At 68.5% G+C, this 25,260-nt stretch carries 22 protein-coding genes and 4 pseudogenes; 14 read left to right on the plus strand and 12 right to left on the minus strand.

Going from position 1 to position 25,260, the window contains the following annotated elements; translation table 11 throughout:
* Positions 1-311: 311 nt before the first annotated feature.
* The 4 genes and pseudogenes from FB563_RS42535 to FB563_RS44825 all read left to right on the plus strand — a co-directional run.
* Positions 312-1,418 (plus strand): lectin, encoded by a 1,107-nt coding sequence (locus tag FB563_RS42535; RefSeq protein WP_055705580.1) that lies wholly within the window; start codon positions 312-314, stop codon positions 1,416-1,418.
* Positions 1,419-1,444: 26 nt separating this feature from the next.
* Positions 1,445-2,212, plus strand: a complete 768-nt coding sequence (locus tag FB563_RS42540) for an NPP1 family protein (RefSeq protein ID WP_055705581.1) — start codon at positions 1,445-1,447, stop codon at positions 2,210-2,212.
* Positions 2,213-2,326: 114 nt separating this feature from the next.
* A pseudogene (locus FB563_RS42550) lies at positions 2,327-3,091 on the plus strand (Tn3 family transposase); the annotation flags it as partial.
* A gap of 262 nt (positions 3,092-3,353) precedes the next feature.
* A pseudogene (locus tag FB563_RS44825) lies at positions 3,354-3,485 on the plus strand (IMP dehydrogenase); the annotation flags it as partial.
* 61 nt (positions 3,486-3,546) lie between these two features.
* Here FB563_RS44825 and FB563_RS42560 read toward each other — a convergent pair.
* From FB563_RS42560 to FB563_RS42570, 3 genes are all read right to left on the minus strand, one after another.
* Positions 3,547-4,404, minus strand: coding sequence for an aldo/keto reductase (locus FB563_RS42560; RefSeq protein ID WP_055705584.1), 858 nt, complete (start codon positions 4,402-4,404; stop codon positions 3,547-3,549).
* Positions 4,401-4,835, minus strand: coding sequence for a cupin domain-containing protein (locus FB563_RS42565; protein ID WP_055705585.1), 435 nt, complete (start codon positions 4,833-4,835; stop codon positions 4,401-4,403). The genes FB563_RS42560 and FB563_RS42565 overlap by 4 nt, the downstream gene beginning before the upstream one ends.
* A 70-nt stretch (positions 4,836-4,905) precedes the next feature.
* Positions 4,906-5,226: a carboxymuconolactone decarboxylase family protein gene (locus FB563_RS42570; protein ID WP_055705586.1), complete on the minus strand. Its 321-nt coding sequence runs from the start codon at positions 5,224-5,226 to the stop codon at positions 4,906-4,908.
* Positions 5,227-5,453: 227 nt separating this feature from the next.
* Here FB563_RS42570 and FB563_RS42575 point away from each other — a divergent pair, with 227 nt between their 5' ends.
* Both FB563_RS42575 and FB563_RS44830 read left to right on the plus strand, forming a co-directional pair.
* Positions 5,454-6,341, plus strand: coding sequence for a helix-turn-helix transcriptional regulator (locus FB563_RS42575; protein ID WP_055705587.1), 888 nt, complete (start codon positions 5,454-5,456; stop codon positions 6,339-6,341).
* 112 nt (positions 6,342-6,453) lie between these two features.
* Positions 6,454-6,855, plus strand: a pseudogene (locus FB563_RS44830) (recombinase family protein); the annotation flags it as partial.
* 987 nt (positions 6,856-7,842) lie between these two features.
* Here FB563_RS44830 and FB563_RS42590 read toward each other — a convergent pair.
* The 5 genes from FB563_RS42590 to FB563_RS44840 form a co-directional block, all read right to left on the minus strand.
* Positions 7,843-8,382, minus strand: a complete 540-nt coding sequence (locus FB563_RS42590) for an SDR family NAD(P)-dependent oxidoreductase (RefSeq protein ID WP_234357699.1) — start codon at positions 8,380-8,382, stop codon at positions 7,843-7,845.
* Positions 8,280-9,557: a vanadium-dependent haloperoxidase gene (locus FB563_RS42595; protein WP_055705588.1), complete on the minus strand. Its 1,278-nt coding sequence runs from the start codon at positions 9,555-9,557 to the stop codon at positions 8,280-8,282. The genes FB563_RS42590 and FB563_RS42595 overlap by 103 nt, the downstream gene beginning before the upstream one ends.
* Positions 9,558-9,616: 59 nt before the next feature.
* Positions 9,617-9,916, minus strand: a complete 300-nt coding sequence (locus FB563_RS42600) for a hypothetical protein (RefSeq protein ID WP_234357700.1) — start codon at positions 9,914-9,916, stop codon at positions 9,617-9,619.
* Positions 9,917-10,192: 276 nt separating this feature from the next.
* A complete protein-coding gene (locus FB563_RS44835; protein ID WP_244329083.1) occupies positions 10,193-10,738 on the minus strand; it encodes an ATP-binding protein in 546 nt (181 codons plus the stop codon).
* Between the two features lie 1,069 nt (positions 10,739-11,807).
* Positions 11,808-12,227, minus strand: coding sequence for an Lrp/AsnC family transcriptional regulator (locus FB563_RS44840; protein WP_055705589.1), 420 nt, complete (start codon positions 12,225-12,227; stop codon positions 11,808-11,810).
* Positions 12,228-12,722: 495 nt separating this feature from the next.
* Between FB563_RS44840 and FB563_RS42615 the strand changes: the two genes are divergently transcribed.
* Both FB563_RS42615 and FB563_RS42620 read left to right on the plus strand, forming a co-directional pair.
* Positions 12,723-13,649 (plus strand): hypothetical protein, encoded by a 927-nt coding sequence (locus tag FB563_RS42615; protein ID WP_055705590.1) that lies wholly within the window; start codon positions 12,723-12,725, stop codon positions 13,647-13,649.
* 93 nt (positions 13,650-13,742) lie between these two features.
* Entirely contained in the window at positions 13,743-14,834 is a 1,092-nt protein-coding gene (locus FB563_RS42620) for a hypothetical protein (protein ID WP_055705591.1), read from the plus strand.
* A gap of 41 nt (positions 14,835-14,875) precedes the next feature.
* Here the strand turns inward: FB563_RS42620 and FB563_RS42625 are convergent, their stop codons facing one another.
* Positions 14,876-15,568, minus strand: a complete 693-nt coding sequence (locus tag FB563_RS42625) for a YoaK family protein (protein ID WP_055705592.1) — start codon at positions 15,566-15,568, stop codon at positions 14,876-14,878.
* A gap of 763 nt (positions 15,569-16,331) precedes the next feature.
* On the opposite strand from FB563_RS42625, the gene FB563_RS42630 reads away from it, so the two are divergent.
* From FB563_RS42630 to FB563_RS42645, 4 genes are all read left to right on the plus strand, one after another.
* Complete coding sequence (locus tag FB563_RS42630) at positions 16,332-18,236, plus strand: amidohydrolase (RefSeq protein ID WP_199832779.1); 1,905 nt, start codon at positions 16,332-16,334, stop codon at positions 18,234-18,236.
* Between the two features lie 73 nt (positions 18,237-18,309).
* A complete protein-coding gene (locus FB563_RS42635) occupies positions 18,310-18,969 on the plus strand; it encodes a hydrolase (RefSeq protein WP_055705593.1) in 660 nt (219 codons plus the stop codon).
* Positions 18,970-18,978: 9 nt separating this feature from the next.
* Entirely contained in the window at positions 18,979-19,341 is a 363-nt protein-coding gene (locus FB563_RS42640) for an MFS transporter (protein WP_079048707.1), read from the plus strand.
* 206 nt (positions 19,342-19,547) lie between these two features.
* The gene (locus FB563_RS42645; RefSeq protein ID WP_159045488.1) at positions 19,548-20,270 is read left to right on the plus strand and encodes an MIP/aquaporin family protein; all 723 of its coding nucleotides are present in this window, start codon (positions 19,548-19,550) and stop codon (positions 20,268-20,270) included.
* A 624-nt stretch (positions 20,271-20,894) separates the two neighbouring features.
* On the opposite strand, the gene FB563_RS42650 is transcribed toward FB563_RS42645, so the two are convergent.
* The gene (locus tag FB563_RS42650; protein WP_055705596.1) at positions 20,895-21,368 is read right to left on the minus strand and encodes a nuclear transport factor 2 family protein; all 474 of its coding nucleotides are present in this window, start codon (positions 21,366-21,368) and stop codon (positions 20,895-20,897) included.
* A 259-nt stretch (positions 21,369-21,627) separates the two neighbouring features.
* Positions 21,628-21,831, minus strand: a complete 204-nt coding sequence (locus FB563_RS43435; RefSeq protein WP_159045489.1) for a site-specific integrase — start codon at positions 21,829-21,831, stop codon at positions 21,628-21,630.
* A 436-nt stretch (positions 21,832-22,267) separates the two neighbouring features.
* Between FB563_RS43435 and FB563_RS44850 the strand changes: the two are divergent.
* Positions 22,268-22,432: pseudogene (locus FB563_RS44850) on the plus strand (pirin-like C-terminal cupin domain-containing protein); the annotation flags it as partial.
* Between the two features lie 188 nt (positions 22,433-22,620).
* On the opposite strand, the gene FB563_RS42665 reads toward FB563_RS44850, so the two are convergent.
* Positions 22,621-23,529, minus strand: coding sequence for an SCO1860 family LAETG-anchored protein (locus tag FB563_RS42665; RefSeq protein ID WP_063797055.1), 909 nt, complete (start codon positions 23,527-23,529; stop codon positions 22,621-22,623).
* 311 nt (positions 23,530-23,840) lie between these two features.
* Here FB563_RS42665 and FB563_RS43445 point away from each other — a divergent pair.
* A partial coding sequence (locus tag FB563_RS43445) for a serine/threonine-protein kinase (RefSeq protein ID WP_167528565.1) occupies positions 23,841-25,260 on the plus strand: 1,420 nt, incomplete at its 3' end.

Consider the following 25,260-nt stretch of genomic DNA (forward strand, 5'->3'; position numbering starts at 1 on the left):
CGATCCGGTGGCACGGACAGCGAACGCATACTGATCCCCTGACTGGCGGGTCCGGCGGGGTCGTACGACCCCGCCGGACCCGACGGCCCGAGTCGCAGAGGCCTCCGCGCTCTCGGCGCCACCGTCGGCGCGACCGCGGCTCTTGGCCGTCCTCCCGCCAACCACCTTTCCACTATGCTTACTTCACTACTTGACGAAAGTCGCCGCCCCCTTTAGGTTCTCGGGTCAGCCATGCGCTGTACGACGCCTCCCTCCGTTCATGAGGTGAGGCGTCGGCCGCCACCCCCCATGTGAAAGGCCACCCCCCTCTCATGGCCCGATCCCTTTCCACAGCCGCCCTCACCGCCGCACTGGGGCTCACCGCGTGCCTGCTCACCGCAGGCCCCGCCCAGGCCGACACCGGAGCCATCACCGGACTCGCCGGCAAGTGCCTCGACGTCGCCGGGGCCAACTCCGCCGACGGCACGCCCGTCCAGCTCTACGACTGCAACGGCACCAACGCCCAGCAGTGGACGGTCGGCAGCGACGGCACGATCCGCGCCCTCGGCAAGTGCCTCGACGTGACCGGCAATTCGACCGCCGACGGCGCCAAGGTGCAGCTGTGGTCCTGTACCGGCGGCGCGAACCAGAAGTGGACCGTCACCGCCGCCCACGACATCGTCAACCCCCAGGCGAACAAGTGCCTGGACGTCACCGACAACAACTCCGCCAACGGCACCCGGACACAGATCTGGAGCTGCAGCGGCGGCGCCAACCAGAAGTGGAACGCACCCGCGAGCGGCGGCGACGGCACCCCGTCCGGCTTCGTGGTGAGCGAGGCGCAGTTCAACCAGATGTTCCCGAACCGGAACTCCTTCTACACCTACAGCGGACTCACCGCGGCCCTCAGCGCCTACCCCGGCTTCGCGAACACCGGCAGCGACACGGTCAGGAAGCAGGAGGCCGCCGCCTTCCTCGCCAACGTCAGCCACGAGACCGGCGGACTGGTCTATGTCGTCGAGCAGAACACCGCCAACTACCCCACCTACTGCGACTGGAGCCAGCCGTACGGCTGCCCCGCCGGACAGGCCGCCTACTACGGCCGCGGACCGCTCCAGCTCAGCTGGAACTTCAACTACAAGGCGGCGGGTGACGCGCTCGGCATCGACCTGCTCAACAACCCCTGGCAGGTGGAGAACAACGCCTCCGTCGCCTGGAAGACCGGCCTGTGGTATTGGAACACCCAATCGGGACCAGGCAGCATGACCCCGCACAACGCCATGGTCAACAGCGCCGGATTCGGCCAGACCATCCGCAGCATCAACGGCTCCCTCGAATGTGACGGCAAGAACCCGGCCCAGGTGCAGAGCCGCGTGGACGCCTACCAGCGCTTCACACAGATCCTCGGGGTCTCACCGGGCAGCAACCTGTACTGCTGACGCGAGCTGCCCGACAAGGAGCCGTAATGCCCAACGTGAAGTCCTTTGCCAAGGCCCTGCTCGCAGCACTGGGCGCCATGACACTCGTCGTGGCCGTTCCGGCGAGCGCCCACGCGAACGTCCTGCAGTTGCTGCCGCAGAACGCCGACGGCCTGGAACAGACCTTCTCCCCCGCCTACGACTACGACGGCGACGGCTGCTACGCCACCGCCGCCATCGGCGCCGACGGCACCATCAACCCCGGCCTGAAACTCGGCGGAGACGTCAACGGGCACTGCCACGACTACGCCCAACTCGCCAACGCCAACACCTACTCACGCGAGAAGTGCAACAACGGCTGGTGTGCCGTCATGTACGCCAGCTACTTCGAGAAGGACCAGGCGACCTACGGCCCGGCCGCCATCGGGCACACCCACGACTGGGAGCACGTCGTGGTGTGGATCAACAACAACGAGGTCCAGTACGTCTCGGTGTCCCAGCACACCAGCTACCAGGTGGCCGCCCGCTACTCGGTCCGCTTCGACGGCACCCACCCGAAGATCGTCTACCACAAGGACGGCCTCTCCACCCACGACTTCCGCTTCGCCAACAGCAACGACGAGCCTCCGGAGAACGTGACCGGCGGCTGGTTCTACCCCCGCCTGGTGGGCTGGAACGGCTACCCGGCCGGTTTCCGGGACAAGCTGATGAGCGCCGACTTCGGCGCGGCCACCATCAAGATCAAGGACGGCGACTTCGCCTACGCGCTGGCACACTCCATGCCCTCGGGCATCCCCTTCGATCCCAACGCCTGAGCTGCGGAACAGGGGGCCGGCCGTCACGATCCGGTCGCGCGATTCAAGGAGTCGGGTCTTCAGCGCCGGGAGGTCCACGTCCACCAGCGCGCCGTCGCGTTTGACCAGCGGCCGGCGACGAGATCGGTGTCCACCAGGCCGGGATGGCCGGCGGAGAAGGAACGGCTGTCCACGCTGCCGCAGCTGGAGAAGGCGTCACGGGTGCTCGCGCGAGCGGCGAAGGTGCTGTTCGAGGAGCTGGAGCTGGTCGAGGCGCAGGAAGCGGACCTGGACGTGGCCGCGCTGTGGGCGGCGGTGGAGGAGGTCGCCCCGCGCGCCGCCGTGATGACCGCGGCGGCCACGGAGGTTTCGCTGGTCCCCGAGGACGAGAACTCGGCCGAGGTCGCCATGCGGGCCGCGCTCGCGAACCGGTACGCCACCGTGCGCCCGTTCCTCGCGTTGCTGGACGAGTCGAAGGCGCTGGACGCGGCGAACGCGAGCAAGCGGGTCCTGGCCGGGGTACGCGGCCTGCCGGCGCTGGCGAGGCGGAAGGTGGGCGTCAAGCCGCTGCTGCCGCGCGAGGTGGACGACAAGCTCGTGCCGCCCGCGTGGCGCAAGACGGTGTACGCCAACCCGGACCTGCCGCAGGGCGCGGTGGACCGGGACGCGTACGTGGTGTGCGTACGGGAACAGCTGCACCGTGCCCTGAACAACCGCGACGTCTTCGCCTCCCCATCTCACCGCCGGTCCAACCCGCGCGCCCACCTGCGGGACGGGTCCGACTGGGACGCGGTCGAGGAGGACGTCCTGGCGGCGCTGAGCCTGGACATGCCCGTGGAGGAGCACCTGGCGGAGCTGGTGCGGGGCCTGGACGCCGGATGGAAGCAGCTCGGACATCGCCCGCCTGTCCCCGCTCAAGCACCGCAACCTGAACCTGCTCGGCCGCTACAGCTTCACCGCCGGCGTCCCGGCCGCCGGCGTTCTGCGCCCGCTGCGCGACCCGGACACGCCGGAGCTGGACGAGGACGACGAGGGCGAGCCGGACTAGGCCGTTTCGCTTGGACCGGTGGGCCGTCGGGCCGGGTGTGCCGTTGATTGACGCGCAATGGGCGCGGAAATGGGCACCATCTGGTGGGCCCGTGGTCGCGGCCGACGTTGAGGTGGTGACGGCGCTGTGGGTCTGTCCGCGGTCATCGCCGCGAAGGACCTGGGCGCACAGAAGATCATCGCCATGTCCCGCCGCAAGACCTGGCACAAGCTGACTGCCTGGTTCGGCGCCACCGACACCACTACCTCGCTCCTGCTCGGTGCGTCGTGGCCGATCCGTGCCGGAGCGAGGTGGCGCTCCTGTGGCGTCACTTACCGCTGAAGACGGGAAAGGCGCTGTGGTCGCCGTAGTCCACATCGCGCAGGCCCCGCAGCGCGTCCATGTCCGCGTCCGAGATCTCGAAGTCGACCTGGGCGTTGGAGCGCATGTGCTCGGGGTTTGCCGTCTTGGGCAGCGACACCGTGCCCAGCTGGAGGGTGTAGCGGATGCAGAGCTGGGGGACGGACACGCCGTACTTCTCGGACATCACCTGGACTTCGGCGTTCTTCAGGATCGCGCCGTGAGCGATCGGCGAGTACGCCTCGACGAGGATCCGCCGGCTCTCGCAGTAGGCCAGCAGCTCGGCGGGGGTGTTCCCGGCGTGTACGAGCAGCTGGTTCACGTGCGGGACGACGGTCGCGTCCTCAAGGACGTTCTCCAGGTCGTGCTGCTGGAAGTTGGAGACGCCGATCGCCCGGATCTTTCCGGCCTGGTGGGCCTCCTCCAGGGCACGCCAGGCGGCGCGGTTGCCCTGGGCGTAGTCGCCGCCGCGGAAGTCGTCCCACGGCTGCGGGCTGTGGATCAGCATCAGGTCGATACGGTCCAGGCCCAGCTTCTCCAGAGAGCCGTCGATCGCGGCCAGCGCCTGGTCGTAGTCCTTGATTTCCGCGGCGAGCTTGGTCGAGACGAACAGCTCCTCGCGCGGCACGCCGGAGGTGCGCACGCCCTCGCCGACGCCGCGCTCGTTGCCGTAGGCCTGGGCGGTGTCGATGTTGCGGTAGCCGATCTGCACGGCCGCGCGGACCGCGTCGGCCGCCTTGTCGTCGTCGATGAACCAGGTGCCGAGCCCCAGCTTGGGGATCTCGACGCCGTTCGACAGCGTGTAGGTCTCCTTCAGGACGGTCATGCGTTCGCTCCGTTCTTCGGCAGCTTGCCGTACACCTCGTCGGTGACGGGCTCGAGCCATTCGTTGCTGACACCTTCGCCCGGGGTGATGAAGGCGAGGTGGGAGAACCACGCGTCGGCCTTCGCGCCGTGCCAGTGCTTTGTGCCGGCGGGGACGCGGATCACCGTGCCCGGCTCCATGCTGATGGGGTCCTCGCCCTCGGCCTGGTACCAGCCGCTGCCCGCCGTGCACAGCAGGATCTGGTCGCCGCCGCCGTTCGTGCCGTGGTGGATGTGCCAGTTGTTGCGGCAGCTCGGCTCGAAGGAGACGTTCATGACGGGAACGCTGCCCGAGGTGAGCGGAGCCAGGTAGCTCTGGCCGATGAAGTACTGCGCGAAGGCGTCGTTCTTCTTGCCGAGCGGGAAGATCTGGTCGAATCCGTTGCCAGCCATCTTGTTCCTCTTCCTTGGTCAACTACGCCCCGCTGATCGTGCGGAGCCGGGTCGCTGCTCGCGCCGGGGATCAGGCGGAGCGCTCGTCCGCGATCTTCTTCAGCAGGGTGATCGCGGTCATGGCGTTGGGCCATCCGGCGTAGAACGCCAGGTGCGTGATCGCCTCGGACAGTTCCTCGATCGTGAGCCCGTTGTCCAGGGCCACACCCAGGTGGTACGGCAGCTGCTCGCTGCGGTAGAGGGCGGCCAGCACACTGACCGTGACCAGGCTGCGGTCCCGCGGGGAGAGCCCGGGGCGTTCCCACACGTCCTCAAACAGGACCTCGTTGGTGAGCTCGACCAGCTTCGGCGCGATACCGGCCAGCTCCTGGGGCGCGGACTGCGTTGCCATGATGTGACTCCTTGTGATGGCGCGGACCCGAGGATGCGCCGTAGGCCACTGTCGGCCACCCGGGGCCGGTAGGCATCCCGCGAGGGGGCTGCCCTCCTTCCCGGCCCGGGGCCGCATCTGCTGACAACATCGAGGAAACCGCAGCTCACAGGCGTGTGGAAGGCTCTGCCGTTCCAGGTACTGGCAGAACCTCCCAGCCGCGCCCCGCTCCTCCTAACCTGGACAACATGGACACCAGCCGCGAGATCCGAGAGTTCCTCGCCACCCGCCGCGCCAAGATCACCCCAGAGCAGGCCGGCCTGCCCGCCTTCGGGAACGGCAAGCGCAGGGTCCCCGGACTGCGCCGCGAGGAAGTCGCCCTGCTCGCCGGTGTCAGCATCGATTACTACGTCCGCCTGGAGCGCGGCCAGCTCGCCGGCGCCTCCGAAGAAGTCCTCGACGCCCTCTGCCGCGCCCTCCAGCTCGACGACGCCGAACGCTCCCACCTGCACGACCTGGCCGCCGCCCAGCGCCGGCGCCCGGCCCACCGCACCCCTCGCCGGGCCAAGGACACCGTTCCCGCCAGCCTCAAGCGAGTCCTGGAGTCCATGACCGGCTCACCGGCCTTCATCCGCAACGGCGGCCTCGACATCCTCGCCGTCAACGACCTCGGTCGCGCCCTGTACGCACCCCTGTTCACCGCCGCGGCTCCCACCCCGGTGAACATCGCCCGCTTCCAGTTCCTCGACCCCACCAGCCGCGGCTTCTTCCCCGACTGGAACGCCTCGGTCAACACCACCGTGTCCCTGCTGCGCACCGAAGCCGGCCGAGCCCCGGGCGATACCGAACTGACCGGGCTGATCGGCGAGCTCGTCACCCGCAGCGACGAGTTCCGTGCGGCCTGGGCCAAGCACAACGTGCGCCTGCACCGCACCGGCCGCAAGGCGTTCCGCCACCCGGCCATCGGCGAGATCGCGCTCGACTTCGACGCCATGGAACTGCCTGCCCACCCCGGCCTCACGCTGACCGCCTACAGCGCCGAACCAGGCACCCCCGACCACGACGCCCTCATGCTGCTCGCCTCCTGGGCCGCAACCAGCTCGGACGAAGCCCACCAGGACGCATTCCGCCCCTGAGCCAGCCCCTCGCCGAATGTGTTTCGCTCAGGTCGTTTCGTTTGAATATGGTGATTGCTGACAGGGTTTGACGACAGGTGGGGTCCGATCCTCCGTACGGAAGGGGCCTTCGGTGGCGAACCTGGTCTACAAGCGGGTCTCGACGGACCAGCAGTCCACCGCCCGGCAGGACCTCGTCCTGGAGGAGGCCGGGATCGAGGACCCGGTCTTCTTCGAGGAGGACCCGGGCACCTCCAGCCGCCTCCATCCGCTCCAGCGGCCGAAGTTCCGCGAACTGCTCACCCGTGCGCGGCCGGGCGACACCGTGCACATCTCCGAGATGTTCCGCCTCGTGCGCGGCAACCAGCACATCCTCGACGTGCTCGACGTGCTCCACCGCGACCGTCTCGCCCTGCGCATCCACGACGGCGCGTTCTCCGCTATGGACCTCACCGCCCGCCACCCGCGCACCGGCGAACTGCTGTCCACCGTGAAGTTCATGGTGCAGACCCTCGCCACCGTCGGCGAACTCCAACGCGACCTCCAGCGCGAGCTGACGTACGAGGGACTGCGCGCCGCCGAGGCCAAGGGCGCGAAGGGCGGGCGCCGCCCCGCCGTGGCGGCCACGAAGACCGACGACGTGCGCACCGCGTACCTGGAAGGCCGCTCCATCGCCGCCCTCGCCCGCGACCACCGTGTCAGCCGCGGCGCGATCCGCACCGCCGTCGCCGACCTCCTCCCCGACCACACCGCCAGCGAGGAGGATGCCCCCGCCCCAGAGCTGCCGGTCACCCTCGACATGCCCGGCAAGGTCACCGACCACCTCCGCACCACCGAACTGGAGCCCGCCGAGCGCGCCGCGCTCGACCAGGGGGCGACCGTACGGCGTGGCCAGGGCTACACCCTGCGCGTCACCGCCGTCCTCGCGGTGCACCACCAGCTCCTCGCCCGCTGCCCACCACTCGACGGCGCCCAGGGAGTCCCTGCGGTCCGGCCCAGCGCAAGGCCCGCCGCGAGTACGAGAACCGGGTCAGCGCCCTCACACCCTGACCATGATCGTTCTCAGCGTCAACCGCTGTACCGGTGTTCACCGAGGCCGGGCGCGTCCCCGACCACGGTCAGTGAGCCGGTGAAGCCCGTCTCGCGCAGTGCCTCAGCGGCCCGCAACCCGGCCAGCGACGCGCCGACGATGACGATGGGGCCCTCCCGAAGGTCACCGGGCCCGGGCACCGGCGGTCACCGCCTCACCCACGAGGATCGCCTGGACCGGGCACGCTGCAGCGGCCTGGCGCACGCGCTCCAGCTGCTCGTCCGGGACTTCCTGGCGGTACAGCAGCGCTTCCTCGCCATGCACCGCAGGTACACGATCGCACAGAGCTCTACCATCACGTCAGTGCTGCTGCCGTAACTACACCGTGTCAACTGCTCAGCCCAGGATCAGATACAGCTTCTTTGCGGGTCGAGGCAGACATCGTGGGCATGGGCGTCGGGGTTGGCATATCCATCGCGGCCCATCCCAAAGTCATCCGATCGCGAGCTGTCCGCCGCGTGCCTCGAGAACCGCGCCGGTGATGTAGCTGGCGCGGGACGAAACAAGGAACAGAACCGCTTCCGCGATTTCTTCAGGGTATGCGACCCGCCCCAGTACGGTGGTTCGCCCGATCGCCTGGAGGGTTTCACCTCCCATCTCTTCCGTCCCGGGGGTATGGACAGGGCCCGGAGCCACGGCGTTCACGCGGACGCCCTGGGCGCCGAACTCGTCAGCCCATACTCGTGTGAGAAGTTCGAGTGCAGCTTTGGAGGCCCCGTAAGCGCCCGCTTCCCGCACCGGCGTGGTAGCCGACGCTGTACTCACATTCACGATGACGCCACGCCCCCGCTCAGCCAGTGGTACCCGATGCGCCGGGACCACTGGCTTCTCGGCCCAACCATGTGCATGGTTGTGGCGTGGCGGTGCGGTCAGAGCCGACCTGCCACGAAGTCGGCCACCTGGGCGCCGAGTTGCTGGCCCGCGTGGTTGTCGAGGGAGGTGTGCTGGCCGGCCCAGATCCGGCTGAGCCACGCTTCGGTGGCGGCGTCCTGGAAGCCGGTGAAGGTTCGAGTGACGCCCTTCGAGGTCACCGCGAAATGATGCCGCGCCCCGTAGAGTCCGGCGAGCGTCGTTGCCGCAGCCTGGCTGAGAGCGCCGTGAGCGCCGGGATAGGACGGATCCGGTGCGGTCGGCAGCAGAGGGGTCCAGTGAGGATCCCCGACGATGCTCGGGTTGTAGTGCGTACCGCCGAGCCGGATGGCGGTCACGGGCCGCCAGACGTGGTAGACGTACTTGGCGTCGTACATCGCGATCGCGGTGTCGGCGAGGGACAGGTCGAGCCGGGCGAAGACCTTCACCGCCTTCTCCAGGTTCGCGTTCTGGGAGGTGACGAGGTTCTGCGTGATCTGGTTCCAGACGTTCCATACGGGTGCCGCCGCCCAGAACTTCGCGGCTGCCGTCTGACCGGGAGTGCGGGTGGTGCTGGTCTTGCTTCCCAGGCTCTTGACCTCGGTCAAGGCGGTGGCGTACGCGGCGCTGCTCACGGCCGGCGGCGGTGCCGGGCGGAACTGCCGTCCGTCGGCCAGTACGAACGGCTTGACCGAGCCCCAGTCGGTGAACACCGGTGTCGGGAAATTGGGAGGGGTGGGCCGGTAGTCCCCGGCCTTGTCGCCGGGGCGGAACCGCGGCGGCTTGGCTGAGGATCCGTCGTTGGACCGCAGGGTGATCAGCCGACGGGCGACCTCCGCTCCCACACCAATGCCCGCCTGCTTGCCCGGGCCGCCGGAAATCGCGGACAATTGGCTGCTCAGCCGCTGGTTCAAGCCTGCGCGCCTGGCCGGGTAGAGGGCGACCAGCACATCGTGGGCCGCCTGGTCCGCCGCGGCGTCCGCACGAGCACCTCTTGGCGCCGTCACCGAGAACACGTAGGCGGGGCCGGCCCGGGTGATCGATGCCACCGCGTCGTACTCGGCAGCCTGCAGAAGCGCGAAGCTGCGCGTGGGTTGGACGGTGGACGGCTGCGCCTTCGGATTGCTGAGGATGGTGACGAGCTCGCGGTTCCACTCCACGACCGACATCCCCGACCCCGTCGCGGCGGTGCGCAGGGCCGGCGAGTGAGCCGGGGTGGACCCGAAGGCCGGGCCGGCGAGTCCGGCTGCCAGCGCGGCTCCGGCGAGTATGGCGAGTGTCTTCTGCTTTCCACCCATGTTCTGTAGCTCCTTGTCGCTGGTGGCGGGCTGTGACAACTGGCGGTCATGTGCGTGGCTCATCCGTGTCGGCCACGCGAGCGTGATGGTGTCGGGGTGGTGCGGGCCGGCAGCCAGGTCGAGCTGGCGGCGGTCGTGGAGGACGAGTTGCTCGGCGGGTTCCGCGGCCGCTGCGACAGGGCCCGGGTCGCCAGGACCCTCCCCATGAGGGCCTTCCGGCGTAGCAGCCAGGCGCGTTCGGCTCCGGGGGCCAGCACTTGGTGCATCTCGCGGCGCAGATCTGGCGCGTGCGTACATGCCTCGTGCGGGGGCGGGGCGTCGATGCCCTTGCCGCTGTTCGGTGTGACGTCCACGCTCACGCCTCCGCCGGTACGCAGGGGCCGGCGCCGCAGCGTTGACACAGCACTGTGTCGTGGTGGGGGCCGCCTCGGTCGAGTGCCGATGGGCGGGCCGCGGACCGTATGGGCACCTGGGCCGGGCCGGGCAGCCGTCGATGGGACACGGCTTGTGGGTCGCGAAGGACCACTCGGCGGGGGTGTCGGGTGGCCTTTCGCCGCGGCCGCCCCCGGTGGCCGGCTGTGCTGCGGTGCCGGCCCCGGCAGGGGGTCGCAGCTCGTGCGGAGCGTCCGGCCCGGTCATGGCGAGCACCTCAGGCAGGCGCGGACTTCGCGGCCGCTGCGTGTCTGGCGAATCTCGGTCGACTGGGCAAGGAACTGGACGATGCCGGTGCCACGGCCGTGTTCGTCGGAGGCGATGCCGGGGCGATGACGCTCCACGGCCGCGCCGGAGTCGGTGACCAGGATGTGCAGAGTTTCGTGGTCGAGGGCGAGCAGCAGGGTCATGCGCTCATGGCCGTACTGGGCAGCACTGGCGGCGAGTTCGTCGACGATGAGAGTGGCGGAGTCCCGCTCACCCGCGGGCACACTCCAGGTCTCCAGCAGATCGGCTGCGAAGTGACGAGCGGCGGAGACGTGCGCCTCCTGCGCCGGCAGGGTGAGCAGTGCATGGCGGCGGCAGGGCCGGCCGAGCAGTGAAGTCGGGCTGGGGGAATCGGTCACGAACATGGTCTTCTGGCTCTTCTGTCGATGTGCGGAGACCGGAAAAGGGGTGACCGCAAGCACTTCGGGGGTGGTCGGTAGGCCGGATCCTGATCCTGCGTGGGCGCGCTCAATCAGTTCCACGGACGACACATGCCGGACGGTTCGAGCTATTTGCCTTTTTTGTCCCGATTCTTGCGAGTCATGTCAATGTCGGCGCCTGTCTGGGCTCAGCCGCCTCTGTCCGGAGCACGCTGTTGCGCGCCCGGACGTCCGTGCCTGCATTTCGGCTGGATCGCGGGCCTCCGCGTGCAGACGTGATGGATCCTTCTCCGGGTTGTACGGACTTCGGGAAAAAGAAGAGTCGTGCGCGCCCCGTCGGCCCGCTCATGCATGAAGTCAGCTGCGGACTGGGCCGGTTCGACGGAGCGGGGGCGGAGTGACCAGGGCCCGGAAACCGTCGTCGCGTCGCGGGAAGGGCCGGGGTGTCGGTTTTCGCCTCCTCCGCCGGAAGCGGAGATGTATGCCGCCGCACCCCTTTCGCACAGCCGTGCCTGCCCGTGTACACGGCCGGCACCCGCGGGGCCCGGCGCGGGATGGCCGACCGGCCCCTGCGGAGGTCGCGTGACGGAAGCAGGCCAGAGCCCCACGATCGAGCTCCAGACCTGCCCCGGTACCGACACAGCCGCCCGAGACAGGTCGTGCAGGGGAAGCAGCCGCCGCAGCTGACCGGCCCCGCGATGTGTGGCACCACCGCGGACAGATCGATCGGATGGCTGCTTCAACCCACGCCTCGACCCTCGACCCTCGACCTGCTGGTCGCGTACCCGGATGGCCTTCACCTTGATCAACCCGGCGGGGGTGATCATTCCCGGCCTGCGGCGGCCGACTCGACCATCCGCCGCCTCCGCGCGCCGGCTGCCGCTCAGCCCCTCGGCCATACAGGTGCCGGTGTCGGCCTCCGAGGCCACCACATTCATCGGCCGCGAGCCCTTGTCGGACGGTCCCGCCGATCCCGGAGCCACGCGGTGCGGCGGGATCGAGGGGCTACGGTGATCATGAGCGTGCCCGTCCAGCCGGTGTCACGGGCAGAAACCTCTTCCATGACCATAAGCTGGACGTCCTGTGCGCGCCCCACAAGCTCGGTCCACCGGTCTTGAGGCGGCCCAGTGCTTGTCCGCCCTCACCGGTCAGCCCTCTGCCTGGGTCCAGCTCACCAACTCGTCGTGAGGGCCGCTGACGGCGGCGCAGTTGCGGGTCTCGGGCAGGCGGACGAGGGCGTGGCCGATCTCGGGGAGATCGGCGGGCGGGACTCTGGCCCAGAGGGTGGCCGCGACGGGCCGGCCGCCGAGGGGGCGAAGTCGCAGCGGAACCGCAGCAGGCCGCGTCGGGTGAGCTGTCCGGTGCGGCGTTTTGCGGTGTTGAGGCTGACGCCGAGGTCACTCGCCAGGGCCCGGTAGGGCGCGCGGCCGTCGTGGGCGATCCGGGTGATGAGGGCGCGGTCGAAGGGCGTGATCTCGCCCGGGTCGACAGGGGTCCGGGCCGGGGGCGGGCCGGTCAGCTGAGCACGCTGGGCGGGGTCCAGGGCGGCGATGCGCCACCGGCCGCCCTCGGTGAACATGTGGGTGACCATCCGGACTTCCACGGCGGTGATGCAGGGAAGGTGCGGGAGCAGGTCGAGGGTGTAGCGGGAGAGGGCCGGCAGGTCGCGGGTGGCGGCGATGGCGAGGATGTCGTGGCCGGCGGCCGCGCGCTCGATATGAGCATGTGAGGGTGGGCGCTCAGTGCCTGGGCGACCCCGGTGGTGGCGCCGGGAGCGCAGTCGATCACGACGAAGGCCACGCAGATCTGCTCGAACAGGGGTGGGCCGGGTGAGAATCCCACGCAGGCGGCGCCCTGCTCGGACAGGCGGCCGAAGCGGCGGGCGACGGTGACCGGGTCGGCCTCCAGGGCACGTCCGAGCCCTTGCAGTGACTACGCACCTCCCAGGTGCGTCATCATGCAGCCTTGTTTACGCTCTGCGGGTATGCGACCTCGCCGCGCAGTCATCGGGGGGGTCGCCGCATGGCCCCCCGGCAGGGACCTGCCCGGGCGATCTCCGGCAGCCGCCTCGAATCGGAGGAGCCTCATGAGGAATCGTGTTCTCGCCCGCATCCTGCTCCTGGCGGCCACGTCCGGCCTGCTGGCCACCGGTGCGATCATGACCGCGGCGGACAACACGCAACAGGCCGCCCGGAGCAGCTCCCGAATAGCCGTCGGGCCTCAATACGACTCGACACACGTGTACGTCGAGCCCGGTAAGGTGCCCGCGTTCACCGCCAGCTGGAAGGCCACCTTCGGTGGGACGAACACGGCCGTGTCGGTCACGGACGTCACCCCTACCCCCAGCCGGACCAAGTCCGAACTCGTCCTCTCGCCCGTCGGCACTCTGTCGGTCTTCGACTTCCAAACGCCCATACCGTATCCGTTCGGAGCAGAGCGCACCGGCTGGCTGATGACGAACTTGGACGCCGGCATACGGCAGGCACGGGCCAGCGGCGCCCATGTGCTGGTGTCCCCCTTCCCCGACCCCATCGGCCGGGATGCGGTCATCCAGTTTCCTGGCGGAATCAACACCCAGCTGTACTGGCACACCACGGCACCCGTGTACAAGCCGCTCACGACGATTCCGGAGAACCGCGTGTACGTGCCGGCCGACGCGGTGAGCGCATTCCTGCGTTCCTATATGCAGTTCACCAGCGGGTCTGTCGTGTCGGACAGCCCGAAGACGGACGCGGGCGAGATCGGGCTGCCTGGGAAGACGTACCGCAAGATCCGCCTTACCTCCCCCTTCGGCAAGACCGTCGTCATGGTGTCCGGCGGACACCTGCCCTACCCGTTCGGGCGAGAGGTCACCGGGTACCAGGTCGCGAACCTGACGCAGACGCTGACCAAGGCCGAAGCCGCCGGTGCGACGGTGCTGTGGGGACCTCACCTCTCGGCGGGCCGGCATAGCGCCATCGTGAGGTTTCCCGGTGGTTACATCGCCGAGATCCATGACGTCACGTCCCGCTGACCGGGCGCCGCCGCTTCGACGGCTGGCGCACTCAGGGCATCGTGCACAACGGAGAACATCAGCCCGTTCAGTTCTTCACCGCGGGAGGTCCCTGTGCGTGTCCTGATCGGCGTCGTCGGTGCGCTGATCGTCCTGGGTACGTTCTCGTCGGTGCTGCGCACACTGCTGATCCCCCGGCCGACCCGGTCCGCCTTCACACGAGTGCTGCACAGGATGGTGCACGTCCCGTTCCAGTTCATGGCGGACCGCTTCCCCAGTTTCGAGAAGAAGGATCGTGTACTGGCTCCGGAGGCCGCCGTCTCCGTCCTGTTCCACCTGGTCGGATGGCTGGCGGCGGCCTGGCTGGGCTATTCGATGCTGCAGATGGCCATCAGCGGATTCGGCGCGGTGGGCGCCCTGTGGGAGACAGGAGTAGCGCTTTTCACGCTCGGCTTCGCCAGCAGCCGTACCGTGGAGCTGACGGCGCTCGACCTCTGCGCGGCTGCGACCGGGCCCATCATCATCGGCCTCCAGATCGGCTACCTTCCGGCTCTGTACGGCGCCTACTCCCGCCGCGAAGCCGAAGTGACCATGCTGCAGGCACGGGCCGGCAGTCCGCCTTGGGGACCGGAGATCCTGGCGCGGTATGCACAGATCGGGCTGACCGACAGCCTCACGGACTTGTTCCGCAGCTGGGAGCGCTGGTCGGCCGAGGTCAGTGAAAGCCACACCAGCTACGTGGTGCTCAGCCGCTTCCGCTCGCCGAGAGCCGGCGACCACTGGCTGGTCTCCCTGCTGGCCGTCATGGACGCCGCGGCCATGCAACTCGCCCTCAGTCCCAGCTGCCCGCAGGCCGATGCCCGGCTGGCGTTGCGGGGCGGCTACGTCTGCTTACGCAACATCGCCGAGGTCTGGCGCCTGCCGTTCGAACCGGACCCTTCCCCCGACTCGCCCATCCAGCTCACGTACGAGGAGTTCGCCGAGGCCGTCGCTCATGTGACAGCGCACGGCTACACGGTCGAACGCACCCCGGAGCAGGCATGGCCGGACTTCCGCGGCTGGCGCGTCAACTATGAAGACCTCGCCTACCGCTTCGCTTACCTCCTGGATGCCGTCCCTGCCCCCTGGTCCGGTGCGCGGCGCACGTGCAAGGAGAAGATCGCGCCGGTCACCCCCGTCGACCGCAAGCCGAATGTCTCGCCTTGACGGCGGTGCACCACGGGCAGTGAAAGCCCGGATCCCGGCGGCTACGTGCCTTTGTCGGGAAGGGGCCTCAAAACAAGAACGGTGGCCGCCACGGTGATGGCACTGATCAGCAGCGGCCAGCCCAGATCATGGTGCAGGACGAGCCAGCCTCCCAGCAGCGCGCCTGCGAGCATCACCACCACCGCGGCGACGCGCCGTAGGGCACGTGGATTGGTGCCGCCGGCGAGGGAGGAATCGAAGGCGAGACCGGTGACCGTCAAGGTCAGGACCGTGGTTGTCATATCCGGAACGGCCAGCTTGCGCACCGTACCGTTGCGCATCCCCATAGCGAGCGCGGTCAAGGCGATCACGGAATACCTGACCCCGGACGGGAGGGCAAAAGCCACAGCACTGGCCACCCCCAGCAGCCCTGCCTCCACCGCAAGGCAGGCTCGCAGCCAGTGGTGGCGCGGACGACGGCGCAGCGCCAGTTCCATGCGGCCTGCCGCCACGGCTCCGACGAAGAACGCGGCCAGGGAGATCACCGATGCAGGCAACGAGAAGCCCGGTGCGCCCACCAGCGCGAATGCGATGATCACCACATTGCCGGTCATGTTCGCAGTGAAGACATGCCCGAGGCCCAGATAGCTGATGGCGTCCACGAGCCCGGTCACCATCGTCAGAACAGTGAGCACTCCCAGCAGCCGGGGCGGGTGGGCAGGATCGCGTTCCGTGCCGGGACCATGTGGGTTCATACCGTTCACAGCGAGCCACCTTCGAGGCCTGGTCCTCCAGTTGCCTACCCTCCCCGCGGCGGTCGGGTCGCAACACTTGAGCAGACGGTTAAAGATTCATGTGGGAACCTCAGACCCGCGGTTGGCAGCGGAGCTGGACCGTGAGGCCGTTCCTGGCGCACCTGGGCACTATCCTCTCAGCTCGAGCAGTTCATCGACGCTCTCTGCCGCCTGCGGGAACGGGGCAAGTTCGTCAACAAGGTCTACAGCCGCTTGGCCTCAGGCGCCACCGCTCACGGCGGCCATGAGTAGACGCTCCTCGCTCTCCATAACTCCATCCACCACTCCGGCGGCAGCACTGTCTCTCCCGGTTACACCGACCCGGTGAACCCGGGGGTGACGAGACCTGCGCCGCCGCCCGTCACCAGGCGGAGCACGAGCACGCGGTTGCCCGCACGGCGGAGATGGCAGCCCGAGATGCCCGCGCAATTGAATGCAGCTAACCTCCTGAATGGGACATAACGTCGCCTTTTAGGCTTTTTGATGCCAGTCCTGGGAGTTCCGCGGCCGGCGCCTACACGTTCAGATGTAGGCCCAGCGATGAAGGAGGTCCCCAGGCCCAAAGCTGTGCGGCAGCCGCCTCTCCGGCAAGCCGGGCCTGCAGGCTCCTGAGTGCACTGTCCGGCACTGCCCGATGCCGGCTCCCGCACATCCGGCGTCTTTACGTCATCCGGCGGTACCGGCGTGACCGATGCTGCAGCCACGTGCGTCAGGGAGCATCTACATGATCAACACAATGTCCGTAGACGGCATCGCCGTTGACCCCAACGCACAAGAGCCGGCCGAACTGATCATCCGTAACGGGCGTATTCACACAGGTGATGCAGCCCGGCCCGGGGCTGCTGCTCTGGCCGTACGCGGCGGCCGTATCACCGCCATCGGTGACGATGCGACCATAGTCCCGTTCGTGGGGCCGGACACGCGCATCATCGACGCGCTCAACCGACGCGTCATCCCGGGGCTCAATGACTCCCACCTGCACGTGATCCGTGGTGGTCTGAACTACCTTCTGGAGTTGCGCTGGGACGGCGTCCCTTCCCTGCGCACCGCCTTGTGGATGCTGCGCGAGCAGGCGGCGCGCACGCCCCGGGGTCAGTGGGTGCGCGTCGTGGGCGGGTGGACGGGAGAACAGTTCGCCGAGCAACGCCTGCCGACGGTATCGGAGTTGAACGCTGCGGCGCCTGACACTCCTGTCTTCGTGCTGCATCTCTATCAGTCCGCGATTCTCAATCGGGCCGCGTTGCGAGCAGTCGGGTTCACCAAGGACAGCGTCGCTCCGCCAGGCGGCCAGATCGTACGGGACCACTCGGGAGAACCCACCGGTCTTCTGCTCGCGACTCCCGCGGCCGGCCTGCTCTACGCCACTCTGGCCAAGGGCCCCAAACTGTCGGATGCGGAACAGATCGGTTCCACCAGGCACTTCCTGCATGAGCTCAACCGGCTCGGCCTGACCAGCGCGATCGATGCCGGTGGCGGCTTCCAGAACTTCCCCGAGAACTACGGGGCGGTGTTGAGACTCGCCGAACAGGGCCTGCTGACGATGCGTATCGCCTACCACCTGTTCCCGCAGACCGCCGGGCAGGAACTGGACGATCTACGACGCTGGATCGGCATGGTACGGCCCGGCGACGGCGACGAGTGGCTCAGGTTGAACGGGGCGGGCGAAAACCTGGCCTGGTCCCCCGCCGACTACGAGAACTTCACCGAGCCAAGGCCCCTGCGGCCGGAGCGTGCGGACAGCGAACTCGAATCAGCAGTACGCCTGCTCCTCGACAACGGCTGGGGGTTCCGCCTGCACGCCACCTACGGGGAGACCATCGCCGCCAACCTTGACGTGTTCGACAAGGTGGCGGCGGACACCGGCTTCCCGCGCGGTGTCCCCTGGTTCTTCGACCACGCCGAAACGGTGTCCGAGGCGAGCCTGAGCCGCATCGCGGCCATGGGGGGCGCCCTGTCCATCCAGAACCGGATGATGTTCCAGGGCAGCGCATTCCGCGACCGGTACGGAGCCGCTCGAGCATCCGATGCCCCGCCGATCCGCAAGATGCTCGACCAAGGCCTCACAGTCGCCGCCGGCACGGACGCCACCAGAGTCTCCAGCTACAACCCCTGGCTGTCCCTGGAATGGCTTGTGCGAGGGCGCTCCATCGGCGGCCAGGTTCTGGCTTCCCCCGAAAACATGGTCGACAGGGACACCGCCCTGCGTATGTACACCGCCGCCGGCGCCCAACTGTCCGGCGAGAGCGACGTCAAGGGAATCCTCAAGGAGGGCTACTACGCCGACGTGGCGGTCCTGTCGGCGGACTACTTCACCGTTCCGGATGAGGACATCTCCCACATCGAGTCGCTGCTGACCGTTGTCGGCGGACGCGTCGTCTACGCGGCCGGGGAGTTCGAGGGGCTCGCCCCCGCCCTGCCCGACGCATCGCCGTCCTGGAGCCCGGTCACCTACTACGGCGGCTACCACCACACGATGTTCCCGACCCCGCCCTCCGGAGTGCGGCAGGCCCAAGCGCTGATCGAGGCCGCAGCCGAATCGGAAGAGCACCGCCAGTGGCGCATCGTCCAGGGATTCGCTCCCGACGATGCCGCAGCATCCGAAATCTTCGACGCCTGTTTCGTTCTGTGACCGGCCGTACGGCAGGCGAGGCAACGATCCGTCGGTACCAGGGCATCCACAACAGCTGAAGGGCAGAAGGACCATGGTCAACATCCAGAATGTGACGGACGCCCCCGCCGCACAGCTTCTCACCGCGCAGGACAGCGTCGTGGTGCTGGTGGATCACCAGCCTCAGATGTTCTTCGGCACCACCAGCGCCGACCGCGGTGACATCATCAACGCAACCGTGGCTCTCGCGAAGTCCGCGAAAGTCTTCGACGTACCGGTGGTGTTGACCACCGTCGCCTCCAAGTCGTTCTCCGGCCCCCTGCTGGCCCCGCTGGCGGAGCAGTTCCCCGGTACTGAGCCCATCGACCGAACCACCATGAACTGCTGGGAGGACCAGCGGGTGGTCGACGCCGTCAAGGCCACCGGACGACCCAAGATCGTGCTGGCCGGCCTGTGGACCGAGGTGTGCATTTCGTTCGCCGCCCTGTCCGCCACCGACCAGGGCTACCAGGTGTACGTTCCCACCGACGCCTGCGGCGGCGTCTCGCCGGTTGCTCACAACAACGCCGTCACACGCATGACACAGCGTGGCATCGTCCCCACGACCTGGCTCACCACCCTCCTCGAATGGCAGCGCGACTGGGGTCGCACCGACACGTACGAGCCGGTCATGGACATCGTCACGCAGCACGCCGGTGCCTACGGCATAGGAGTCACCTACGCCCGCGCCATGTTCGGCAGCCACACGGGCTGAACCTCATCCATGCACTGGCCGGCTCCCGTCATGGTTCTCGATCCATCGGCATCGACAGGACCAGTTCTCGTCACGGTCGAGTACCGCGTTCCAGCCGACCACGCCGATGCTTTCACCGACGCGATGGAGGCTGTGGGCCGCTCCCGTCTGCGCACCGGTGCACTGCGCTGGGATCTGTTCCGTGACGGCTCCCAACCGGACACATACCTGGAGGTCTTCGCGGTGGCCCCGTGGGAGGAGCATGAACGGCAGCACAGCGGCCGGCTCACCGGATATGACCGGTCAGCCGAGGAGAAGGCCAGATCGCTGTTGGATCCCGGGCACCCGTTCAAGGTCTCTCACTATCTTCCAGCGCGCCGAAACAGCGGCTGAGCCGACGGCACCAGAGCCACGTTCGAGGTCACCCCGGCGACGTCCCGATGCCTGTCGCCGGTCCACTCTTCCCGTTCCCGAGGACCGCCATGCCAGAGACTCCCGCGCCCTCCAGCGACCCGCGGCCGGCCGGGCGAACCGGCAGCGCCCCTCCGCGGCCGGCGACGATCGCGGGTCACAGCGCCCTGGAGTGCTACCTCGCATTTGTGCTGCTGTTCGGCGTCACCACGATCGTCCGATGGGTGATGGGCCCATCCTTCATCTCCGACGGAGTCGATCGGATTCATCTGCAATTGTTGATCGTCGGGGCAGCTGTCGGACTACTGATCGCCGCTCTCATCGTCAGCCGGCCAGGCAGGACGAGCGGCGGACACATCAATCCAGCAATCTCTCTCGCGATGTGGCGGTTCGGCGTCTTCCCCGGCGTTTCCGTTGTCCCCTACGTCCTGGCACAGCTCACCGGCTCCGTTCTGGGAGTACTCCTGGCCGGCGCCGTATGGGGCCCGGCGGCCAAAGACCCCCCGGTCGCCTACGCCGTATTGCAGCCCGGCGCAGGCTGGACGGCAGCTGAGCTGTTCGGCGCCGAGGCCGCCAGCATGGGTGTCATCGTGTACCTCGTCGGCTCCTTCCTGCAGGCCCCTCGCCTGGCACGCCTGGTCCCCTGGCTGGTCGGCTTCCTGATCGGCGGAGCGATTGCCCTGCTGGGAACGACCACAGGAGGCTCGGTCAACCCGGCACGCCAGTTCGGACCGGCCCTGGCGTCCGGGCAGTCGTCCTTCTTGTGGGTGTACCTGCTCGCCCCCATGGTGGGGGCTCTCATCGCGGCCTTCGTCCTCTACCGGGTGAACAAGCACTGCACGGTCCTGACCCACCGGCTGTGCGGCACCGAGGAAGACGGCGCGCCCCTGAAAGAACGTGAACGTGGGTAGTGGCCCGGGCCACCGCCGGATGGTGCGGCCGGCACCGGTGACGGGGCAGCCGGTATCCCGACACCGCGCGTCGACACCCCGTCCGGAACCGAGCCCTGGCGACCGCTGCACGAAGCCGAGCTGGGCGACACACACCACCGATGTAGTTTATTGTTCAACTACATTTCCTGGCGTAGGTTCGACCCAGTGCCCGCAGTCACGACACAGGACAGCACTCGCGGACATTGAGAGATGGGCTTCCAGAAGGAAAGACGATGAACACGATAGTCCGGCGTGTCGCCATAGCCACTGCTTCTCTCGCCGTAGCCGGAGGTGCTCTCCTCGCCACGGTCAGCTCCGCTTCCGCTGCAAGCCTTACGGCCGCGAGAGACGCCTCCACGCATCCCGTCGCGACCGTCGAGACCAAGGCCGCCGACCGAGGTAACCGAAATCGCGACATCAGGTCCGCCCATGAATCCCGTCGCCGCCCTGAGGCCCCTGGCGCAGACCGGCACCGCGGACACATCCACAGCGACAAAGACGCACGTGTAGATCACCAGGGCGACGCCTGGATTTACAATCAGTTGATAATGTTCGGACTTGTCGAAGAAAAAGTGTGAAGCGGCCGGCCGAGGCAAGCCGCTCTCAGGGATTGGTCCGCTTGGCAAGCCAGGGATAGCGGGCGGTGTCCTTGCCGGCATAGTCGGGATCCAGGTAGACGAAACAACGCTGGATCTTCCAGTCGCGGATCTCGAATACGTCACACCATCGTCCGGCGCCCCATTCGGGCACTCCGGCGCGCCACGGACCGTCACGGTGCTCACCATGGCTGGTCCCCTCACACACCACCACATCGCTGCCGGAAAAGATCCAGTTGAAGTCAGCGTAGTGATGCTTGATCGCCTTGATCGTGGTGCCGACTTCGGCGAAGAGCGTGCCGATCTCCTCCTTGCCGGTAGCCAGTCCCCACTTCGGGAAGTACACCTGAGCGTCATCGGCGAACAGGTCCACCATGTTGCCGCTGCTGGAAGTCACACCGCCGTGGTCAAAGGCCTTGAGGTATTCCAGAACGACCGATTTACGCTGCTCATCGGTCATCGTCTGCTGGGTCAGGGCCATGGCGGTTGTTCCTTTCAATACCGTGATGCCGCTCGCTGTGGACGGACGTAGTTCGCTCTTCGTCCTGGTCGTCGGTTCTTTCTGTCCGTTCTACCCTTCATGCGAGCCAAGCTGTGATCGACGCGAGCGCATAGCTTGCGCAGGCCGCCGAGTATCTGAACATGTCGATCACGTGGGTGTACCGAGATGCACCCAAGCTCGGCTGAGTTCGCCCACGCTCGATGCCTGAGCTTCGGAGCGGCCAGGAATCCTCGATATGTCAGGCCGCGAGCGCCATGTCCGGAACCTGCGCCGCCTTGCTGATCGATCCCGGCAGAAGGTGCCGGTAGATCTTGAACGTGACGTCGACGCTCTTGTGTCCCATCCACTTGGCGACGTCCGTGATCGGTATGGCGTTGCTCAGGCAGTTCGACGCGTAGAAGCGGCGGTTGCCGTAGAGGACCATCCCTTCCGGGATGTCCACCTCGCCCGCTGCCCTGATCCGCTTCCACGACCAGCATGAAGGCGTCGTCACCCGCGGTCCGTATCGCTCGCGGCTGTTCGAGGGACGGGATCACCGCCCGAGCCGGGTCGTACTGCGGCGGCTTGACGCCATCAAACGGGTTGTCGGAGAAGATGCCGAGCCGATGCGCATCGAGGAACACCGCGCGCAGCTTGTCGTAAGGATCGAAGGAGTTCATCCGCCGACTGCAGAGCGCCGGGTGGAGGTGGTGCTCCAGCAGCGAGGCGAGGTGCCGCAGCGACGAGACAGCCAGGTGCCGCTGGCCGGCCTTCCACTCCTCGGCATACTCCTCCAAGCGCATCCTCCCGTACTTCTGGATCCGCTCCGCCTTCGACTGCGACCGAGGCATCGCCTTCTTCTGGTTGCAGACCTCCATCAAACGCGCGATCGCTTTGATATGTGGTGGAACTTCGTCGACCGGTCCCAGGAAGAGATCGAAGAGGCCCGGCAGGACTGGATGAAGGGACTCCTTTTCGGTGAGGTCAAGGGGTACGACGGGGCACCGCTGCCCGCGCCGGAACTGCCTGGAGTACCGCTGAAGCCGCGAGGAAGGGTGCGCTGACCCGCAAGGACCGACCTCGCCCTGCCCGGGCCGGCAGGCGCGCGTGCGCCCGGCTCCGACACGCCCAGGGCGCCGATCACCTTGCGCCGGTTGCCTGCCACAGCCCGTAGGGCCCCACGCGACGACAGGACCCGCCCCGAGCACGACGACTCCGTCGGCGGGGGCGAGCCTTGCCGCCGGTCATGACGTCAGGGGTGCCTGCGGCGGCCCCGGCGGGCGAGCCTCACGGCTCCTGCGCCCACGGTGACGAGGGTCGCTCCCGCCGACAGGACGTACGGGGTCAGACCGGTGCCGCCGGTCTTGGCCAGGTCGCTGGCCTCGGAGCGGCTGACCAGCTGCGGACGGGGCGCCGAACGCCCCGGCGCCACCGGGGCGTTCGCCCGAGGGGACCGGCAGGTGGCCTCCGCCAGGGTCACCGTTCCCTCCACCTTCGCGACGCCCAGGTGCAGCGGATCCACGGACACCTGCAGCTGGACCGAGGTGGCGGCGGCCGTGCTGCTGGTCGTTTCCTTGTGGGAGAACGCGAGGCGCACCCTGCCCACGCCGGGAACCTCCACGGTCGTACCGTCGCCCGTGCTCGGCAACGGCTTGCCCAGGGCCGTGAGGGGGCCAAGGACCTGGGACTCGGCGGTCGGCTTCTGTCCGGCGACGCAGGTCGCCGTGGCCGTCACCTCCTCCACCTCCAGCACGGGCAGCACCGGGAGGCCGGGCACATGGACTCGCGCCCGCACGAGGTGGGTGGTGCCCTGCGCCCGGCCCCGCGCGACATCACCCCTGGCCATGGCGACGTCGGCCTGCAGAAGATTGACCGGCCGGTCGCCGTCGACCTTGTCGAGGGCGACGTCCAGGGTCTTCTTCTCGGCGGTCGCCGGAGCCTGAACCGCGTTGAGCGAGGCGTGCACGGGCACCGTTCCGGTCGGCCCGGAGACGTCCAGCGCGGCGCGGAACGCCGTCGCGGTGGCGCCGCCCTTCGACGCGTCGGCCGCCTCAGCGGCGGAAGCCTCTCCCGTGACGGCCGGGCCGGCCACGAGGAAGCCCGAGACCGCGACGGCAGCCAGGCGGCGGACAGAGGGGGTCAGGGCTGAGATTCTGGTCAACGTGCGTGATCCTTATGCGAGATGAGAGTCCCCAGAGATCCGTTGCTGCACCGGCCGGTCATCGACGGGCAGACAACGGGGCCCCATCCTGCAGAGCCACGGCGCGTCCGCCCGGATGCCACACGGCACGTTCACCGCAAGGAGGAGGTTTGCGGACTCCTGTTTGATTCAGGGCGTCGACCGGGCTGGGGGCGCGTGTACCAGTCGTGCTGTCGTGCTGCGCTCGCGGCCCGGGCGGACGGGGGGCCAGTGTGTACGTGTGCGGCTCGGGGAAGGTTCCTTCCCCGCGGAGTCAGGGAGGGGCGGGCGGCATGGAGCCATTGACGCCGGACGATCCTCGCGAGGTCGGCCGCTATCGGGTGCTTGCCCGCTTGGGCAGTGGGGGTATGGGGCGGGTCTATCTGGCCCGGTCGCCGGAGAACCAACAGGTCGCGTTGAAGGTCATTCGGCCCGATCTCGCGGAGGATCCGCTCTTTCGCAGGCGGTTCGCCCGGGAGGTCGCCGCCTCCCGGTCGGTGTCCGGGCCCTGCACCGCGGGAGTCGTCGACGCCGAGCCCGACGGCAAACCGCCCTGGCTGGCCACCACCTACATCCCCGGCCCCTCGCTGCAGGATGCGGTCCTGGCCGGGGGGCCGCTGCCGGAGTCTTCCGTACGCGAGCTGGGTCTCGGACTGGTCCAGGCGCTCACCGCCGTTCACGCGGCCGGGGTGGTGCACCGCGACCTGAAGCCGGGCAACGTGCTGCTGGCGGCCGACGGTCCCAGGGTCATCGACTTCGGTATCTCCCGGGTCGTCGAAGCGAGCGCGCTGACCGGCACGGGGACCATGATGGGCTCACCCGGATACATGGCGCCGGAGCAGATCCGCGGCAAGGGCGTCGGCACCGCCGTGGACGTCTTCGCGCTGGGCGCGGTCCTCGTCTTCGCGTCCACCGGGATGGGGCCGTTCGGTGAGGGCACGGCCCACCTGTTGCTGTACCGCATCATGCACGAGGAGCCGTATCTCGGCGCGGTACCGGAGCCGTTGCGCGGGATCGCCGCCGGCTGCCTGGACAAGGACGCTGCGCGGCGCCCCGGGCTGCCCGAGGTCGGGGCGGTGCTGGGCCGGGGCCGGTCCGCGACGGCCCTGTTCGAACCGGGCTGGCTGCCCCGCCCGTTGGCGGCCACGCCCAGCACGGACCCGAGGCACATCCTCGTGCGCGCGCCGGACGGCCGCGGCGACACCGGTGACTGCCCGCCGACGACCGGATCGGGTCCGCGCGAGGTCCCCGCTGCGGCGGACGCGGCGTCCGGCCGGCGGCGCGTCCTGCTGGCCGCCGCCGGTGTTGCCGCCTCCGCCGCCCTGGCCTTCACCGGCCGGCGGCTGCTGGACGGCGACCCCCCGAAGGCCGGTACCCGCCTGTGGCGCTTCCCTCTCACCGGCGTCCTGGTCAACCGCCCCACGGTCGCGGGTGATCTGGTGTACGCGGCGAGCAACGACGGCACGCTGTACACGGTCGACGCCGCCAGAGGCGAGCGGCGCTGGTCATACACCACCCAAGCGGCGCTGGGCTCAGCCCCCTATCTCGTGGGCGGAGTGGTCTACCTGGGCAGCGACGACGGCAAGCTGTACGCGCTCGACGCGAGGACGGGCGCAAAACGGTGGACGTTCAGCACCGGCGGGATCGTGCACTCGCCGGTGGTGACCGGGGGAGTCGCCTACGTCGGCAGTTCCGACGGATACCTGTACGCCG

Source organism: Streptomyces puniciscabiei, from assembly GCF_006715785.1.
GTDB lineage: Bacteria > Actinomycetota > Actinomycetes > Streptomycetales > Streptomycetaceae > Streptomyces > Streptomyces puniciscabiei.

Excerpts from the sequence above, each read along its gene's own strand:
- FB563_RS42535 (WP_055705580.1), top strand. The coding sequence starts at position 312 with ATGGCCCGATCCCTTTCCACAGCCGCCCTCACCGCCGCACTGGGGCTC.
- FB563_RS42540 (WP_055705581.1), top strand. The coding sequence starts at position 1,445 with ATGCCCAACGTGAAGTCCTTTGCCAAGGCCCTGCTCGCAGCACTGGGC.
- FB563_RS42560 (WP_055705584.1), bottom strand. The coding sequence starts at position 4,404 with ATGACCGTCCTGAAGGAGACCTACACGCTGTCGAACGGCGTCGAGATC.
- FB563_RS42565 (WP_055705585.1), bottom strand. The coding sequence starts at position 4,835 with ATGGCTGGCAACGGATTCGACCAGATCTTCCCGCTCGGCAAGAAGAAC.
- FB563_RS42570 (WP_055705586.1), bottom strand. The coding sequence starts at position 5,226 with ATGGCAACGCAGTCCGCGCCCCAGGAGCTGGCCGGTATCGCGCCGAAG.
- FB563_RS42575 (WP_055705587.1), top strand. The coding sequence starts at position 5,454 with ATGGACACCAGCCGCGAGATCCGAGAGTTCCTCGCCACCCGCCGCGCC.
- FB563_RS42595 (WP_055705588.1), bottom strand. The coding sequence starts at position 9,557 with ATGGGTGGAAAGCAGAAGACACTCGCCATACTCGCCGGAGCCGCGCTG.
- FB563_RS44840 (WP_055705589.1), bottom strand. The coding sequence starts at position 12,227 with ATGGTCACCCACATGTTCACCGAGGGCGGCCGGTGGCGCATCGCCGCC.
- FB563_RS42615 (WP_055705590.1), top strand. The coding sequence starts at position 12,723 with ATGAGGAATCGTGTTCTCGCCCGCATCCTGCTCCTGGCGGCCACGTCC.
- FB563_RS42625 (WP_055705592.1), bottom strand. The coding sequence starts at position 15,568 with ATGAACCCACATGGTCCCGGCACGGAACGCGATCCTGCCCACCCGCCC.
- FB563_RS42630 (WP_199832779.1), top strand. The coding sequence starts at position 16,332 with ATGATCAACACAATGTCCGTAGACGGCATCGCCGTTGACCCCAACGCA.
- FB563_RS42635 (WP_055705593.1), top strand. The coding sequence starts at position 18,310 with ATGGTCAACATCCAGAATGTGACGGACGCCCCCGCCGCACAGCTTCTC.
- FB563_RS42640 (WP_079048707.1), top strand. The coding sequence starts at position 18,979 with ATGCACTGGCCGGCTCCCGTCATGGTTCTCGATCCATCGGCATCGACA.
- FB563_RS42650 (WP_055705596.1), bottom strand. The coding sequence starts at position 21,368 with ATGGCCCTGACCCAGCAGACGATGACCGATGAGCAGCGTAAATCGGTC.